At 46.4% G+C, this 16,961-nt stretch carries 17 protein-coding genes; 1 reads left to right on the top strand and 16 read right to left on the bottom strand.

Annotation, left to right across the window (positions count from 1 at the left end; translation table 11 throughout):
- Positions 1 to 144 precede the first annotated feature (144 nt).
- The 8 genes from N6H06_RS04255 to N6H06_RS04220 form a co-directional block, all read right to left on the bottom strand.
- Positions 145 to 1,212, bottom strand: coding sequence for a galactitol-1-phosphate 5-dehydrogenase (locus N6H06_RS04255; RefSeq protein ID WP_263705701.1), 1,068 nt, complete (start codon positions 1,210 to 1,212; stop codon positions 145 to 147).
- Positions 1,213 to 1,233: 21 nt separating this feature from the next.
- Positions 1,234 to 1,386, bottom strand: coding sequence for a hypothetical protein (locus N6H06_RS04250; protein ID WP_193754453.1), 153 nt, complete (start codon positions 1,384 to 1,386; stop codon positions 1,234 to 1,236).
- A gap of 25 nt (positions 1,387 to 1,411) precedes the next feature.
- Positions 1,412 to 2,440 (bottom strand): zinc-binding dehydrogenase, encoded by a 1,029-nt coding sequence (locus N6H06_RS04245; RefSeq protein WP_212954294.1) that lies wholly within the window; start codon positions 2,438 to 2,440, stop codon positions 1,412 to 1,414.
- A gap of 26 nt (positions 2,441 to 2,466) precedes the next feature.
- Positions 2,467 to 3,726: a galactitol-specific PTS transporter subunit IIC gene (locus N6H06_RS04240; RefSeq protein WP_062745881.1), complete on the bottom strand. Its 1,260-nt coding sequence runs from the start codon at positions 3,724 to 3,726 to the stop codon at positions 2,467 to 2,469.
- 34 nt (positions 3,727 to 3,760) lie between these two features.
- Positions 3,761 to 4,045 (bottom strand): PTS sugar transporter subunit IIB, encoded by a 285-nt coding sequence (locus N6H06_RS04235; RefSeq protein ID WP_062745879.1) that lies wholly within the window; start codon positions 4,043 to 4,045, stop codon positions 3,761 to 3,763.
- Positions 4,045 to 4,536: a PTS sugar transporter subunit IIA gene (locus N6H06_RS04230; RefSeq protein WP_263705700.1), complete on the bottom strand. Its 492-nt coding sequence runs from the start codon at positions 4,534 to 4,536 to the stop codon at positions 4,045 to 4,047. The genes N6H06_RS04235 and N6H06_RS04230 overlap by 1 nt, the downstream gene beginning before the upstream one ends.
- A gap of 12 nt (positions 4,537 to 4,548) precedes the next feature.
- Positions 4,549 to 6,642 (bottom strand): BglG family transcription antiterminator, encoded by a 2,094-nt coding sequence (locus N6H06_RS04225; protein ID WP_263705699.1) that lies wholly within the window; start codon positions 6,640 to 6,642, stop codon positions 4,549 to 4,551.
- A 177-nt stretch (positions 6,643 to 6,819) separates the two neighbouring features.
- On the bottom strand, positions 6,820 to 8,733 hold the full coding sequence (locus N6H06_RS04220) for a heavy metal translocating P-type ATPase (protein WP_263705698.1): 1,914 nt from the start codon (positions 8,731 to 8,733) through the stop codon (positions 6,820 to 6,822).
- A gap of 392 nt (positions 8,734 to 9,125) precedes the next feature.
- Here N6H06_RS04220 and N6H06_RS04215 point away from each other — a divergent pair, with 392 nt between their 5' ends.
- Positions 9,126 to 10,166, top strand: a complete 1,041-nt coding sequence (locus tag N6H06_RS04215) for a hypothetical protein (protein ID WP_263705697.1) — start codon at positions 9,126 to 9,128, stop codon at positions 10,164 to 10,166.
- Positions 10,167 to 10,197: 31 nt separating this feature from the next.
- On the opposite strand, the gene hxlA is transcribed toward N6H06_RS04215, so the two are convergent.
- From hxlA to N6H06_RS04175, 8 genes are read right to left on the bottom strand one after another with little or no spacing between them, the layout of a single operon-like run.
- Positions 10,198 to 10,827, bottom strand: a complete 630-nt coding sequence (hxlA, locus tag N6H06_RS04210) for a 3-hexulose-6-phosphate synthase (protein WP_212954297.1) — start codon at positions 10,825 to 10,827, stop codon at positions 10,198 to 10,200.
- Between the two features lie 23 nt (positions 10,828 to 10,850).
- Positions 10,851 to 11,801, bottom strand: coding sequence for a sugar kinase (locus tag N6H06_RS04205; protein WP_062745871.1), 951 nt, complete (start codon positions 11,799 to 11,801; stop codon positions 10,851 to 10,853).
- On the bottom strand, positions 11,794 to 12,480 hold the full coding sequence (gene rpiA, locus N6H06_RS04200; protein ID WP_263705696.1) for a ribose-5-phosphate isomerase RpiA: 687 nt from the start codon (positions 12,478 to 12,480) through the stop codon (positions 11,794 to 11,796). Before rpiA ends, N6H06_RS04205 begins: the two co-directional genes overlap by 8 nt.
- 16 nt (positions 12,481 to 12,496) lie before the next feature.
- Positions 12,497 to 13,048 (bottom strand): 6-phospho-3-hexuloisomerase, encoded by a 552-nt coding sequence (gene hxlB, locus N6H06_RS04195; protein WP_062745868.1) that lies wholly within the window; start codon positions 13,046 to 13,048, stop codon positions 12,497 to 12,499.
- 18 nt (positions 13,049 to 13,066) lie between these two features.
- Positions 13,067 to 14,344: a TRAP transporter large permease gene (locus tag N6H06_RS04190; RefSeq protein ID WP_062745867.1), complete on the bottom strand. Its 1,278-nt coding sequence runs from the start codon at positions 14,342 to 14,344 to the stop codon at positions 13,067 to 13,069.
- On the bottom strand, positions 14,341 to 14,835 hold the full coding sequence (locus N6H06_RS04185; protein WP_062745865.1) for a TRAP transporter small permease: 495 nt from the start codon (positions 14,833 to 14,835) through the stop codon (positions 14,341 to 14,343). Before N6H06_RS04185 ends, N6H06_RS04190 begins: the two co-directional genes overlap by 4 nt.
- 16 nt (positions 14,836 to 14,851) lie before the next feature.
- Positions 14,852 to 15,856 (bottom strand): TRAP transporter substrate-binding protein, encoded by a 1,005-nt coding sequence (locus N6H06_RS04180; RefSeq protein WP_062745863.1) that lies wholly within the window; start codon positions 15,854 to 15,856, stop codon positions 14,852 to 14,854.
- A gap of 19 nt (positions 15,857 to 15,875) precedes the next feature.
- Positions 15,876 to 16,880, bottom strand: a complete 1,005-nt coding sequence (locus N6H06_RS04175; protein ID WP_062745861.1) for a LacI family DNA-binding transcriptional regulator — start codon at positions 16,878 to 16,880, stop codon at positions 15,876 to 15,878.
- Between the last annotated feature and the right edge of the window lie 81 nt (positions 16,881 to 16,961).

Genomic DNA, 16,961 nt, shown 5'->3' with positions numbered 1-16,961 from the left:
CAAATCATTTGTCATTGCAGTACCAGTGCTTTACCACAACGCCATTACATTCGTTCATCATCAAACCCGTTTATCTCTAAAAATTCGCCTTTATTTCCTGGGAAATCGAACCGTCCTGACATACTTTGACGAACAAGCGCTAATTTAAAATGACGCTTGCTTCGTTTTCCCTGGATAAAGCAACGTTTTTATATACCCAGGGGAACCGCTGGCCATTTCCTTAAAAACAAATGGCCCATCGGATAAAGGCAACCGGTGTGTAATGAGAGGCTTTACTTGCAATGCTCCTGTTTGCATAGAATGAATCGCCGTTCTCCATTCTTTTCCTGGAAATGGGGCGGACAGTCCATTCCAAGAACCATGGACACGCAATTCGTTTCGTACAATTTTTTCAAAGTAAAAACGCTCGATCGTCACGTCCCCGTATGGAATGCCAAGAAATACAACTTCCCCCCCTTTTTTCGGCAATGCTAATGCTTGGGCAGAAGTAATTGCTGTCCCTGCTGCTTCAATAGCGACATCTACTCCTTCTCCAGCAGTGAGATCCTGAATTTGTTCATGTACTGGGCCATCAAGTGGGTTTACCCGTTGGTCAGCGCCAAGTCTTTCGGCTACTGTTAATTTTTGTTCATCGATATCAATCGCATACACAAACCTGGCACCAAACATTTTTGCCCATTGAACAGCGAGCAAGCCGATGCTTCCACAGCCGATAACGGCAACATCTGCTCCTGGTTCGATCGCTGTCTTGTAAAAACCGTGGGCAACGACAGCTGCCGGCTCAATGAACGCTGCCGTATCAGCATCAATGTCATTCGGCAACGGGAGGACGTTTGCGGCAGGCACCTTCACAAACTCCGCAAACGCCCCTGGCTGGACAGCTCCGATAACCGTTAGCGAATGGCATCGGGAAAAAGCCCCTTGCCGACATTGGTTACAGTCACCGCATGGAAGAGCGGGGCACACAGCGACTCGCATTCCTTCCTTTAGATGGTTGACATTGCTGCCTACTTCATCAATCGTACCTGAACATTCATGGCCAAACGTCGTCCCGGAAATATAAGGCCCTAGTTTTTTATAACGGGATAAGTCTGATCCGCAAATGCCTGCCGTTTCTACGCGGACGATGACTTCATTGCCATTCATGATCGTTGGCTTTGGCGATTGCTCAAAGCGGATATCGCCTGTGCCATATAAATTTAAAGCCTCCACTCGCTTTCCTCCTAAATCGCTTTACTCGTTATGCTGTGGCTTTTTTTTATAGCGAATGATGTTGGCGAACGCCGCAGCCACAATGAGCGTATTAAAGATAAGTTGGTGTTCAAAGTAAAAGCGCCCCAGTCCTCTAAGCGGCCCAAGCATAAAATCTAGCAAATGTTCAACCATTCTGTCCCTCCATCGCTCTTCTGCTTTACTCTGGTTTTAAAAGCACTTTTATCGCTTCTCCGCTTTTTATCGCCTGATAAGCTTCCTCCCATTGATGAAGCTCGTATTCATGGGTGACCAGGTCACGAGCGTTGACATTGCCTGTTTTTAAAAGCATCAGAGAAGGTTCCCAATCGGCCGGCTTCTGGCTTCTGCTGCCAATGACGCAAATTTCTTTCTGAATGATTTTTTCGAGATCAAAGGGAATTTCTGAGGCAGCAAAGATGCCGACTTGGCTATACTGCCCCTTTTTCCGCAATAACTTTAACCCTTGATTGGCTGCTTTTACGGCGCCTGAACATTCAAGCACCACATCGGCCCCTTTGCCGTTTGTCAGTTCTTTCACGACTTCGTCGACATCGGTTTCTTCGCCATTGACGATGTAATCAATCCCAAGGGTACGCGCCTTCTCAAGGCGAATTTTGTCATGGTTGAGCCCAGTTATCATGACGTTCGCGCCTCTGCTTTTCGCGACTTGGGCGGCGAGCAAACCAATCGGGCCAGGACCAATGACAACACACAAATCGCCTTCGCTTATTGTTGTTTTCGCTAGCGCATGGTGCGTGCAGGCTAATGGTTCTGTCATCGCTGCTGAACGGAAATCAACATTGTCTGGCAAAAGGTGCAAACTCTCTTCCCGGGCAAGTACATACTCGGCGAACCCGCCATCTTGCTGGGTACCAAGCCCTCTGCGCTCGCTGCAAAGGTTGTAGTCTTCCGTTTGGCAATACGGACATTGCCCACAAACGGAGAAAGTCGTTTCAGAGGTGACTCGATCCCCTACTTTAAAGGATTGAACGCCAGGTCCCACTTCAACAATTTCTCCTGCAAATTCATGGCCAAGTGTTACCGGAAAGGCCACTTTATAATGGCCTTCATACGTATGGATATCGGACCCACAAATGCCGGCATATTTGACTTTAATTTTGACTTGCTTTTCCCCTGGAGCAGGTTCGGGCTTGTTTTGGAGTTCAACATGTCCAAATCCAGGTGCTGTTTTTACTAATGCTTTCAATTCGAGCCCTCCTACTTTTTATATAATTAATTGAATATACCGAATAAACGAACGATTATCCAGTTAATCAGATTGCCTCCTTGGTCAATGCTCGATATTTGTGCCGAGTCTTCCGGCATTGTGAAGTTCCCTTCCATCGCCATTTGCGTAAATAATGGGGCAACATCTGTGGCCAGATAAAGCGAAATCGCAATCATAATCGTTCCCACAATGACTGAGTGGACGATATTGCCTCGTGCAGCACCGACGATAAACGCAACAATAAATGGGATTGTTGCCAAATCGCCAAAAGGCAAAAGGGCATTGCCAGGAAGAATGATCGCTAAAGCGACTGTAATGGGCACTAAAATAAGAGCGGTTGAAATAACAGACGGATGCCCGAGTGCGACAGCGGCGTCAAGGCCGATATAAATTTCTCGGTCGCCAAAGCGTTTGTTCAGCCATTCGCGGGCCGATTCCGATATCGGCAAGAGCCCTTCCATTAAAATTTTAACCATTCGCGGCATCAGCACCATTACTGCAGCCATAGCAATGCCAATATCGATCACATCCCCAATGCCATAGCCAGCAAGCAAGCCAATGGCAGCGCCGAGAACTAAGCCAATGAACATCGATTCTCCTAAAATGCCAAACCGTTTTTCAATCGTTGCTGGGTCAGCGTTCCATTTATTGACGCCTGGTAGCTTTTGCAGTCCTTTTACTAAAAAGATGCCTGGTGCATAGGAAATCGTGCTACCTGTAGCAATGGAGACCCCGGGCAAGTCATAAAATTCGCTCACCATCGGCGCCGTCCAATCGGCAATCTTTAAACAAACAACTTGAAAAATGACGGCTGCCAGCAAAGACAAAAACAAATTGGACGTCGCCACATATACCATGGCTGCTGTAAACGTATAGTGCCAGAAATTCCATATATCGACGTTCATTGTCTTTGTCGTTTTTGTCACAAGCATAAGCACATTGACCAGAAGACCTAACGGAATAATAAAAGCAGCCACCATGGAAGCCCAAGCAATCGATGAAGATGCCGGCCAGCCTACATCAATGACATTCAGTTCCACACCTAGCCGATCAACCATCCCTTGCGCAGCCGGCCCTAGATTGTTGACGAGCAAGTCGACGACTAGAAAAATGCCGACGAAGGCGATGCCAATCGTTAAACCAGACCGAAACGCTTTACCTGGTTTTTGCCCGAACAACAAACCTAATAAAAAGATAGCAACGGGCAAAATAACGGTCGCGCCTAAATCTAAGAACCCTTGAATAAAGTTGACAAACCCATCCATGACGTTCCTCCTCTATTGAAAAACTCAGTTTCGCTTAAGCTTTAAGTGCTTCTAGAATTTCTTTTTTTGTTTGATCCGTGCCGATGCCCGTTAAAAAAGAGCGGGCATTGATCACAGGGAAAGGAAAGTCTGCTTGCGTCATCGCTGTTGTCACTAGCAAGTCAGCTGTATCCTTATGGCTGCCTACTTCCGATATCTTGATTTGCACTAAGTTGACATTTAAGCCGTTCTCTTTCGCCATTTCCTCAATTGCGCTGTTTACTACTGTTGATGTCGCAATTCCTGCACCACAAGCGACCAGAACTTTTTTTGTTTTCATCAACATCTTCCTCCTTTAGCTTCTGTTCCTAAATGATCTAGAACGACCGTTTTGATTTCTCGTTTCGATGTTGCATAGGCTAATTGTGTCATTGCTTCTTTGTTTTGAAATAACTTCATCAGTTGCTGCAAAATCGTTAACTGGGAATGGGCCTCTTCCATCGCCAACATAAAGACAAGTTTGACGGTTACTCTTTCTGAATCAGCTCCGCCCATTACGCCAAATTCTACTGGCTTGTTTAACTGGGCAATGCTAATCGTCTTTTTGCGCACATGTTCAATATCCGTATGGGGAATGGCTACTGCCATCCCATCCATCGGCAAACCTGTGGGAAACTCACGCTCCCTCGCTATAACCGCGGCCGTGAAACTTTTGTTTACAAACCCGTGAGCGACGAGGTTGTCCGACATGAGCTGTAGAACATCTTCTTTATGTGTCGCATGTACATTGATCAAAATTGTGCTCTCATCGACTAGCATGGTAACCTCCATTTGCTTATTCTCCTAATCCATTGAATAAAATGATACGAGCTCCATTATTTCTGTCTCTGTTTTTGCTGCGATCAACCGGTTTCGATCTTCTTTTGAACCAGCTAGCTTAATCAACTGCCTTAATGCTCGGATATGTTGATGCTTATCAACAGCTGCAATCACAACCATAACGTGGACCCATTCATCGTCTGAGAAGGCAACTGGTTTTTGCAAATGCAGTAAGCTCATTCCTGCCTCAATTGCGCCTTCCTCAGGCGCAGCATGGGGAATGGCGATGTGTGGGCCAATAATGATATATGGGTCCCGTTCTTTATTTGAAATCAGCGCCTCCACATATCTCTGTTCAATTTTCCCTTGATCGAGCAAAGGTTGGGCAGCCAAAGACAACGCCTCTTCCCATGAAGGGGCTTCAGGGGCAAACGTAATCGATTCTGGTTTGATGAAGGATTGGAGATTCTGCTTCTCCTCTGCCTGGCCATCAGGTATTCGTTCTTCACGATTAGGAAAGAAATATTGCTGCAATTGTTTTTGCAACCCGCTTTCGTCTGTGATCAAGGCATGGTTTCGGATAATCTCAATCACTGCGTTGACATTGAACTCAACAGGTGCATATCCGTAAACGTCCTCCATTACCTGGCGCCGTAGTCTTGCCCTATCTTCTTTCCTTAACAATGAGCTAGTCATATACAGCCTTTTGTTTGTTTCAAGAGGCGTTTGCGAGAACACCAAATCAAACGCCAAATCACACGTTTGGAATTCACGAACCGATAAAGAATCCAAAAATACAAACTCAGGAAAAAGCTCGCTTAACTCCTTTAACATAAAGCCAGACACCGAGACACCTTGCGGACAGACAACGATCGCTTTTATTTTCTTATGAATGCTCTCCCCTTGCCTCATCATCCAGGAGCCGATTAACATCGTCACATACATTTTCTCCGCCTCTGGCATCGGCTTCCCTAATTGCCGTTCCAGCGGCCCAAGGCTACGCTTGACTAGATGGTGCAATTCCTTATACTCGTCAGGAAGGGTTGGTTTGGCGGCTTCGACTGCTGTCAACTCATATTTCATGCGGTAGTACGCCGGCTTAATATGCTGAATCAACTTTTTCAACAGCAAATCCCGTTCCTGCAAATAAATACAGGCGCTTTTTTCAAATAGCCTTAAAACATCGGCCAATGCTGGCATTAAATCAGGCAGCGCCTCTTCCGCATTTACCCATTCAGTCCAATAACGGCTTGTCGTCAGCAAGTAAAGCGTTACGAATAGCCGCTCCTGCTTTGGCACGTCTTTTAAATGGCGGAAAATTTCCTCTGTTGCGTGGTACTCTTTCGTATCTGAGAGTTCCTCGTATTCGATCGGAAACGGTGGCAACACATGTCCGATGCCAATTCGCTTTAAAACGAGCGTTAAAATATAAGGCATTGCCATCAGTTTTTCATCTGTAAATTGGATGCCTAGCTTCTGTTCGACTTTCTCAATGCAGGCATGGACTTCGCTGATTTCGTGTTTTCCAATGTCTGTACCGATTTCAAGTTGCCGCCTGCCTGTCTGCGTTTGCACGACCACTTCCGTTAAGTGAATCAGCAATTTGCGGATTTGCAGTTCTTTGCCTTCCAACAAGTAACCGTATTTCCGCGAATAGCGAACCGCCAATTGGAATGGCGTTACAAACTCCTGCACTTTTTTCAAGTCATTTAAAATGGTGTTTTTGCTGTAACCTAACTGGGAATGAAAATGGAGCAGTGACAGCTCTTCCTTTTTTGCCAACAGCATTAATAAAATAAAGTGGACGCGCTGCTCCTCGGTTAAAAACCCTTGTCCATCTCGGAGCAGGCAATCTTGTTTCCCCGTAATTTTTGAAAAAACGGATTGATCAACAATAAAATGGCCTTGCCTTGTCCGCTCGATTTCAGGGATATGCTCCCTTTGCAGCCACTCATTGATTTTTTCAATCGCGTAGCTGATCTGCCTGCGGGTAAGGCCGTATTTCTTGGCGATCGTTGCGCTTGTGACCCGGCGATTGCTTGCGATTTCATTGAGTATTTGCTGGCTTCGACCATTAAGCGTCAATGCAGCCCCTCCTTTCAACGTCCATTCTATCATCGTTGCCGCCTGAAAAGTATGCGCTTTCATCACAACTTTGCGGGCACAAATTGTACAACGTTTGGATGCGTACATCGTCATCACAAAAAAAGCCGGTTCCCTGTGCGAACCGGCTTGAGGTTGTCGACAAAGTCGATAACCGCCCTTAGACTGATACAGCTTAAAACTCAGTCGCCTTTACCCATTTAGCAAACGAAGCCCATTTAAAATAACTAAAATCGTACTTCCTTCATGGCCGATGACACCGAGTGGCAAATCCAACACTTGCATAAAGTTGGAAAACACGAGCAAAAGGACAACGGCAATCGAAAAAACAATGTTTTGCTTCACAATGCGGTTCATTTTTTTTGACCGTTTGATTGCGTCAGCGATGTCGGGCAATTCATTCTTCATTAAGACCATATCAGCTGTTTCTAACGCTACATCGCTGCCACCGCCCATCGCGACTCCTAAATCAGCCGCTGCTAATGCGGGGGCATCGTTAATGCCGTCACCTACCATAGCGACAGTCCCTATTTCTTGGCGTATACGCTTAATTTCCTCCGCTTTCTTGTCTGGCATACAGCGGGACACATAACGGTCCACCCCGCTTTGTCCTGCAATTGCTTGCGCCGTTTCCTCTCCATCACCTGTCAACATCACAAGTTTAATCCCCAGTTTTTGTAATGCTTTCATTGCAGCAAGCGTTTCTGGACGGATTTCATCCCTAAGCGCCAGCACACCGGCAATGCCGTTAGGGTCTTGAATGAACACAACCGTTTTTCCTTCAGCCGCTAGCTTCTTCGCTACGCCATTTTGAAAATGTTCCGCTTCCTGCTCACCTACAAATGCAGCCTGGCCTACCCGCCATTCTCCATCATCAAATCGGCCCTTCACGCCAGCTCCAGGCGTATCTTGCACTTGAATGGGGTTTAACAGCCTAGTACGGCCATTTTCCTTCGCATAAGCAACAATTGCTTCTGCCAATGGGTGGGTAGAATGGTGCTCAATTGAAGCCGCATGAAGAAGAACATCATCTTTATTAGCGCCTTCTCGTAAAATGAAATCACATACTTCTGGTTTCCCTTTTGTCAACGTTCCTGTCTTATCAAACGCAATCGCTTTGATTTTGCCGGCATGTTCCACATGAACACCGCCTTTAAATAAAATGCCTCGTTTCGCATTAGCCGAAATCGCCGATAAAACTGCTGGCATAATGGAAGCGACGAGTGCACAAGGCGAAGCAACCACAAGCAAGATCATTGCTCGATACCATGCATTCAGCCAAGTCCAGTCAAACAGGAAGGGAGGCAACAGCGCCACAAGCGCCACTGCGATTAACACCACTTTCACATAGAGTCCTTCAAAGCGCTCAATAAATAGTTGCGAAGGCGATTTCTCTTCTTTTGCCGTTTGTACCATGCGGATAATTTTTTGAAACATTGTTTCTTCCATCGGCTTAGTTATCGTTACGACCACCGAGCCTTGCACATTTAATGTTCCAGCAAATACCTCTTGCCCGACTGCTTTCGTAACAGGGATTGCTTCCCCTGTAATAGCCGCTTCATTTAAAGCAGTCATTCCTTCTATGATGTTTCCGTCCGCTGGCACACGTTCCCCTGGCCGAATTAAAATCGAATCGCCAATTCGCAACTTCGCGGCTGGCACAATCGTTTCTTGGCCGCTTTCAAGCAGGACAGCTTCCTCTGGCTGTAACTTCATCAACGCCGAAATTTCTTTATGGCTTTTGTCCATTGTATAAGTCTCTAAAGCGCCGCTTAAAGCGAAAATAAAAATTAAGATGGCTCCTTCTGCCCAGTAACCGATTATAGCTGCGCCAATCGCTGCGAACACCATCAACATTTCCACGTTCAATTGTTTGTTTTTAAACGTCTCTTCAATGCCTTCCCTTGCCTTTGCATAACCGCCGATTATAAAAGCGCCGCAATATACAGGAATAGCAGCAGCGGCCAGACCGTAGCTGTCAAGGAGCCAGCCAACAACGATCAGCACACCCGATACAAGTGCTGCAAGTAGTTCAGCATGGTCCCTCCATTTTCCAAACCAGTTCCTTCGGTTATTGATCACAAGTCTCTCTGTAGTAGCAGCCATTGTAATCCCCTCTCTTTTCAATTATTTTCACTAATTGAGAATGAATATCGTTTTCTCTATTTCATTTAAGTCCTTAAAAACAGCCTTATATTCGTTCAAAATTAAGTATACCATATAATTATAAAGATTTTCTTATGATAATAACTATCATTAAAATGTTATTCTATTTTAAAAATAAAAGCTCATTCAGACTGGTAGAACGCTAGGAGTGAGGCTAATGAAGAGGCATATAGAACGTGTGACTGCCACAAACAACAACGTATGCGAACGTTAGCCTACACTCTTATACACCACGGGGGGAGAGTATGTGTTTATCGCTAATTTTAAAATTTTCATAGAGGAAAAAATGACTTTCTCGCGAAGCCTAGCAGTCATAAAGGGAGGAATGCTTGATGAAGGTATGGAAAGCCAAGGAAATTGCTCATGAATGGGTATGGGCATATGCCGAGGGAAAAAAGTGGTTCAAAGGAGCTTATTTTAGTGGTTCCGCCGCTGAACAGGCAGATACTTCGTACTTGGCGCCTCACTCAGACTTAGACATCATGGTCGTCACGTCTTTAGAGGAGCCTCCTTTAAAAATCGGAAAATTTCGCCATAAAGGTGTTTTACTAGAAGTTTCATATATTCCCGAAAGGGCGCTTTCATCGTCTGAGGCCGTTCTGTCCCACTACCATATCGCCCATGCCTTTCAAACCGATACGATTATCGTTGACCTAGAAGGGTTTCTCAAGCCTTTGCAAAAGGAAGTATCACGCCAATTTTGCCAAGAACAATGGGTCAAGCGCCGCCTTGACGATGTCCGTTCAAAATCAGAGAGAGGGCTGGAACAGCTTCACGTTAAAAAACCGTTTCACGAGCTTGTCATGAACTGGCTTTTCCCGACTGGTGTCGTCGCCCATCTTTTTCTTGTCGCCGCCTTACGCAACCCTACTGTACGGCTTCGTTATTTAGCGGCAAAAGAAGTGCTCACCTCTTACCAACTAGAGGACGTATATGAGCATTTGCTTAGCCAACTAGGTTGCCAACACATGGATGCCAAACAGGCCAAGCGTCATTTGACGGCACTGGCCCATACGTTTGACGTTACGGTAAAGCTGAAAAAAACACCTTTCTTTTTTAGCTCTGATATTTCACTAGAAGCACGTCCGCTGGCGGTAGATGGCACAGAAAAACTGATTGATGAAGGCCACCACCGCGAGGCCGTTTTTTGGATCATCGCCACGTTTGCCCGCTGCCACATGATATTAGCTGCAGATTGCCCAACTAGCCATCAAGCAGAGTTCGGCTATTTTCAAGAAGCGTTAGCCGATATCGGCATTGCTAATCATGCTGATTTGCTAAAAAAAGCCGCCTACACTCGTTCAGAGATGGGAACGATGTGTGAAGCGGCGCTTAACATCCTAGAAAGAAATCCAGCTATTGTTTACACGTAACGCCAAACGAGTGAATAAGGAAAAAGGAACGTTATCCTAATGACGCTTTCATTTGTCTTTTTATGCGCATCGCCGCTTCTTTTGGCTTTTCGGCCTTGGTGATCCCGCTGCCGACAATGATAATGTCTGGCTGGTATGGAAGAATCGTTGGCAACGATTCAATGGTAACACCGCCGGCAATAGCAGTTTTTAGTCCAGTCCTCTCAACTAACTGAAACAGTCCTTGCCCCAGCTGTTTATGCTGCTGTTCGTCCTTGCCGAGATGAAGTCCGACAAATGAAACGCCTAGCTCTTTCAATGCCTTCACTTGCTCAGTTTTGTCGACGCCAAGGAGGTCAACCATCATTTCTTTGCCTTCTTGGCAGGCTACTGAAACTGTCTCCCCAATAGTGGCAGTTGGAGCGAATGCCATTACGGTTGCGATATCGGCGCCTGCTGCAAACGCTTGTCGTGCCTCATGCTTTCCGGCATCGCAAATTTTCATGTCTGCAAGCAACGTGTGCCGGGGAAATGCTTTGCGCATTTGCCTTACGATTTCCATGCCATATTCTTTGATAACGCCAGTGCCTATTTCAATTATATCAATAGCGTCACTTGTATCTTCCACTAACGCAAAACAGGTTTCCCAATCAAGGCGGTCGAGGGCAAGCTGCAACTTCATGTCGATTCCCCTTTCCTCAACAACTATCGTTCAATTCGTTCAAGCTCACCGAGCTGCGCTTGCACTTCTTCTAAATAAGGCAAGCCTTCGTTGTCCCCGACAATGCTGACGACCATCGATCCTATTGTGTTGGCAAATGCCAGCATCCGTTCAAGAGGCCAGCCTTGTAGATAGCCATACAACAGTCCAGCATCAAAGCCGTCACCAGCGCCAACTGTGTCGACGACTTTTGCTGCCGGCACCGGTGCTGCCTCGACGACTTTGCCCTGATAACTGCCGATTGAGCCATTCTCCCCTCGTTTGATTGCTACTAGTTCAATCCCAAGCTTGGTCGCTTCGGCGATAATCTCAGCTGGATCGCTTGTCCCAAGAATAATTTCCATCTCTTCATCGCCTGTGAGGAGAATATCGACTTCTTGCAAAAGCGGGTACAGAGCAAGTCGCGCTTCCTCTTTGCTCCAAAGGCGCAGACGGATATTCGGGTCAAAAGCAACTTTTACGCCATTTTCTTTGGCAAGCTTGATTGCTTGCTTGGTCACTGCCATATTGCCAGGGGCGACAGCTGGGTAAATCCCTGTTAAATGGAGAATCTTTGCTTGTTGGAAATAACCTGGCTGTAAATCCTCTGGCTTTAATGTTTCTGTAGGCGACGGATTGCGATAATAAAGAGTGCGCCCCGCCCCGTTTGCCATGATTTCTTTAAAGTTAAGCGATGTTGCATAGCCATCGACTAGTTTCGTTTCGCTGACGTCTACGCCTTCGCCTCGGGCAAATGTTTGAATATGCTGGCCAAATTCATCTTTCCCAAGCCGGGTAATCCAGCCTGCTTTTAAACCGAGTCGTGAACAGCCGATCGCCACATTTAATTCAGCTCCGCCGACACGGCGCTCGAACGAGTGGACAAATTTTAATGGTCCCGTCGCATTTGGGCTAAAAGAGATCATTGCATCTCCTAGTGTAATGACATCAAACATTGAATTCGTCTCCTTTTGTTAAATGATGGATACCGTTTTGCCTTGCTACAATCGCTTCGCAAGCCATGTTCAAAAATAGGCCTGTTTCTACGACACCAACAAGTTTTTTCAACTCGTCGTGCAAGCTATAGGGATCGCGAATGGTGCCAAAATCACAGTCAAGTATCCAATTATGGTTATCTGAAACAAATGGACTTTTTCCCGTTTGCCGTAAACTCGCCACACCGCCTAGCGCTTCAATCCGCATCGCCGTTGTTTCCCAGCCAAATGGAATGATCTCGACTGGCAGTTTGAAAGCGCCTAGCTCCTTTACAAGCTTGCTTTCATCAGCGATCACGATGAGACGCTTCGCCGCTGCCGCTACCAGCTTTTCCCGTAAAAGCGACCCGCCGCCCCCTTTTAACAGCATGAGGCCAGGGGCAATTTCATCGGCTCCGTCAAAAGTAACCTCCAGCTTTCCCCTTGCTGGGAAGTCGATGAGGTGTATGCCACACGCCTTAGCGAGCGCTTCCGTTTTACGTGAGGCCGCCACAGCTTGTATGTTCAGCCCTTGTTTTGCTTTCTCTCCTAACACACGGACATATTCAAACACAGTTGAACCTGACCCTAGCCCGATCTTCATGCCATCTTTCACATACTCTGCTGCAGCTTCCGCCGCCATTCTCTTCAGCTTATCCAAATAAGACGTTCCCCTCCTATTCCAAATTGGCGTGGCGCCCTTTCATTTCTGCCTGTTTTTCTTTTGTTAGCTTGACAACAATGGCATCCAATATAAGATGGATACTTTGGTCAAATTGGTTACCTAAGGGCTGAATCGTTTTTGGTTCATCCGGCTTTCGCTGTTTTGTCGCTGCTGGTACTAACAAACATGTTTCGCAAAGGTCGCCGAATTCTGTTTCCCGGTTTGCGGTCACAAGCATCACCTTGGCACCAGCTTGCCTTGCTTTTTTAATAAACTGCCTAGCTGCGACTCCTGTCGCTGAGCCAGAAACGAGAAGCAGGACATCGCCTTCACCAATGCTTGGTGTAATCGTTTCGCCGACGACGTACACCTCGTAGCCTCCATGCATTAAACGCATGGCAATCGCTTTGCCCATTAGGCCAGAACGGCCATCGCCGCTAATAAAAATACGCCGGGCTTGTTTAAGTCCTTGGGCAATCGCCACCAGCTCTTCTTCCTTTGTGTGGGCAATAACCGTACTTATTTCCTCTACACATGCTTGGGCTGTCCCCTTAAATGAGTCCATTTGTTCTTCCTCCTTGTATCAATTTAAAAAGCTTGGCAGCCATAACGCCACAGCCGGCACAAACGCAACAATTAAAATCGCCACAAGGATGACAGCTACATAGGGCAATAAAGCAACAATCGAACGACTAACAGACAATTTCGCTATTGAACTTGCCAACAGCATACATAGGCCATAAGGCGGCGTAATCATGCCGACAGCCAAGCACATCACGATGACAATACCAAAATGAATCGGATCGATGCCAAGTGTTTGTGACGCTGGCAGGACGATTGGCACAAACAAAATCATTGCTGGAATGGCATCTAAAAACATCCCGACAAACAGAAACAATAAAATGACCGCAAGCAAAAACAGGCTGGCGCTTGAGAATGTCGAATCAAAAAATTCGGCAATCGTGTCGGGTACGCGGTAGTAGCTAAATAGCCGACCAAGGGCACTTGCTGTTGCTAACGCAAAAAGTGTGAGGGAACTTAGACGGATCGTATCAAATAAGATCTCTGGAATATCCCTCCATTTAATGGTTTTGTAGACGAACATCGCTAAAATGAGAGCATATAAGCAGGCAATAATCGCCGCTTCTGTCGGTGTGACAAACCCACCGATGATTCCCCCTAAAATAATCAAAGGCGTCAATAATGGCGGCACGCACTTTAGAAATTGTCGGCCAATTTCAGCGAGTTTAACACGCTCATGGCGGGGATAATTTTGCCTATGAGAAACGAAGGCGACAAGAGCCATCATCGCTACGCCCATTAAAAGGCCTGGTATAATGCCGCCAACAAACATTTGCCCAACAGAAACACTTGTCACACTGCCATACACAACCATCGGAATGCTTGGCGGAATAAGCAAGCCCATTGTAGAAGATGCCGCTGTTGTACCGACGGCGGTTGATTTGCCATAGCCTTCCTTCATCATGCTTGGAATCAAGATTTTTCCGACGCCAGCTGTATCTGCCTGTGCAGAACCAGAAATGCCGCCGAAAAACATCGACACAACTATATTGGCTTGAGCGAGACCGCCGCGAATGTGACCGACCATCGATACTGCCAATTGGATTAAACGCTCTGAAATTTGCCCTTGGTTCATAATGTTTGCCGCTAAAATAAAGAGAGGCACTGCCAGTAGAATAAAGGATTCCACACCACTCAACATCGTCTGCACAACAATTTGCAACGGCATGGCATCGAGAAGCCAGATGCCTACAAAAGCGACAATTCCAAGCGTAAATGCAATGGGCACCCCTAAAAACAAGAGCACAATAAACAATAGCACTAAAAAGAACCCGATCATGCCGCATCACTTTCCTTTTTTAAAGAATGTGCGCCAATATCTTCCACAGCATTGCCAATGGCAAAGGCCAACATCGCAAATCCAGATACAGGAAGGACAAGCCACAAGTATCCTTGCTGTAGCCCTGGCAGCGTGTTCACTGTCCATTCCCAAAACAAATGCGTTAGCTTAGAGCCATAAACGACCATGGCAGCACCGAAAGCACCAATCAACACGTGACTGACCAGTTTGGTTAAAAGCAACGGCATGCCTGCAAGTTTTTCATATAAATAATCAATTCTAAAATGTTCTTGGTGGCGGACCATAACAGCAGCGCCTAAAAACACTGTCCAAATAAACGCATATGTGGCAATTTCCGCTGCCCATAAAATCGTGATTCCCGGCACGTAACGCGATAGCAGCTGTAAAAATATGCATACGACAAAACCAACAAAGAACACCGCCGCAGCGCGCATGAGTACCCACTCCAGACTATTTAAAAACGCCTTCATGATTTGCGCCCTCCTTCTAATCCGCCAAGGAGCGGATTCTTTCATAAAGTTCGGTCGCGCCTAATTGCGCTGCTGCTTTCTCTCTTACTTCTTCTGTCCGTTCAATAAATGGGCCGGTGTCGATTTCGTGGACAATTGCCCCCTCCTCCTCTAGCCGTTCAAGGGACTGTTTTGCCAATTCCTTATCCGCTTGGCGGGCGGCAACAGTCGCCTCATCCGCCGCTTCATAGATCGCCTGTTGTTCTGCTTTAGAGAAGCGCTCCATTACAATGTCCGATGTTAAAAAGAAACGTGTCGTATAATCATGGTTTGTTAACGTCAAGTAAGGCGTCACTTCATGATGGCTCGACTGATAAATATTTGTAAAATCATTTTCCGATGCATCGACAACCCGATTTTGCAACGCTTGATACATCTCATCCCAGGCCACACTTGTCGGCAGCGCTCCTAGCGCTGTCCAACTATCCTGGATGGCAGGCGAGTCTTGTGTTCGAATGCTGACATTGCGCAAATCGTCTATATGAGCAAGAGGCTCTGGCCCATAGTACTGTCGTACCCCCGCTGTCCAGTAGCCGAGCACTTGCAAGTTTGTGTCCCTTTCAATCATCTCGCTCATTTCCATGCCAATTTCGCCGTCAACAACGCGCTCCCAATGTTCATAGCTAGTGAATAAATACGGCAGCGAAAATAAGTCAACTTCACGCAAGACTTGTGTCATAAACCCAGGCGAAATGACAGCCATATCAACCCCGCCTGTGGCAATGCTTTGCAACAGCATATCCTCATTGCCGCCTAGCGAGCCATTCGTATGAAGTTCTGCAGTCACAGCGCCTCCCGTCTTTTCCTCAACCGCTTCTTTAAACGCTTGAAAACCGACTGCGTATGGGCTATTGGCATCTAGTTGTGTCGCCAAAATTAGCTTTTTCGGATCCCCTGGATCGTTGTCCACCGTCTCTTTTACGGCAGCACAGCCGCTAAGCAATAAGACGGCTGTAGCCAACAAAAACAGCTGTTTTCTCACAAATGCCCACTCTCCTTCATTAGCAAGATTGCCTGCACTTTAAGGTTGGCTGAAAGCGGTGAATGCGATTTTCTGAACGTTTCTTGCCTCCATTGATTTCTTCCAGCAGTAGCTCAGCAGCTTTATGGCCCATTGTAAATGTCGGCTGAGCTACAGTCGTAATGGACGGATTAAAAAAATCAGCAAAGGTCACATCGTCAATCCCAATTAATGCAATTTGTTCAGGAACGTCGATTTTTTGCTGTTTGATTGAGCGCAGCAATTCATACAGAACTAGATCATTTCCGGCAATAACGGCATCAGGCGGAGTTGGCAGCGCCAGCATTTTGGCAAGAAAACGTGGGGCTTCCTCTACTTGCCCCGCCGCTACATACGCTTCCTCATACTCGAGTCCTGCTTCACTAATCGCCTTCATAAAGCCGTCCCGCCGTTCCATTCGCGGGGTAATTTCCTCTAAAAGCGGTGGAAGCACTAAGCCAACTCGACGCCGACCATTTGCTGCTAATGCATTGACTGCCAAACGCATCGCTTCTTCATTATCGGCAAGCACAGCATTTACAGGGACACCATGAATGAGCCTATCGATAAAAACAAGAGGAAAACGAGCAGCGACGAGTCCATTAAATAGCTCCTTATTGTCGCTTGTAGGAAAAACGATCAACCCGTCAACTTGCTTTGCTCGCAACATCTCCACATACCTTTTTTCTTTCTGGGGGTCGTTATCTGCATTGCAGACAATGACATGGACATCATAGGCATGACATGTATCTTCAATCGCGCGAATCACTTCAGTAGAAAAACTATGGAGTATGTTGGCAACAATGACGCCAATCGTTTGCGTTTTTTTCTGCCGTAGACTTCTCGCCACCGCATTTGGGCTATAGCCTAACTCATTAATCGCCTGTTCGATTCGGCTCTTTGTTTCTTCGCTCATATAGTGATAGCGTTTGTTGAGAAATTGCGATACGGTGCTTTTTGAAACACCTGCAAGCTTTGCTACGTCTGCCATTGTGACGCTAGCCATTCAATTCCTCCTTACTAAACCGATTTAGTAGTAAACTAATTGCATTTTAACGTTTTGTAAGCGCTTTTTCAAGTGAAAATG

This window comes from Shouchella tritolerans, assembly GCF_025770735.1.
Classification (GTDB): Bacteria; Bacillota; Bacilli; order Bacillales; family Bacillaceae_D; genus Shouchella; species Shouchella tritolerans.
Note: the sequence above shows the minus strand (reverse complement) of the source record. Positions and strands in the feature narration are given on the sequence as shown.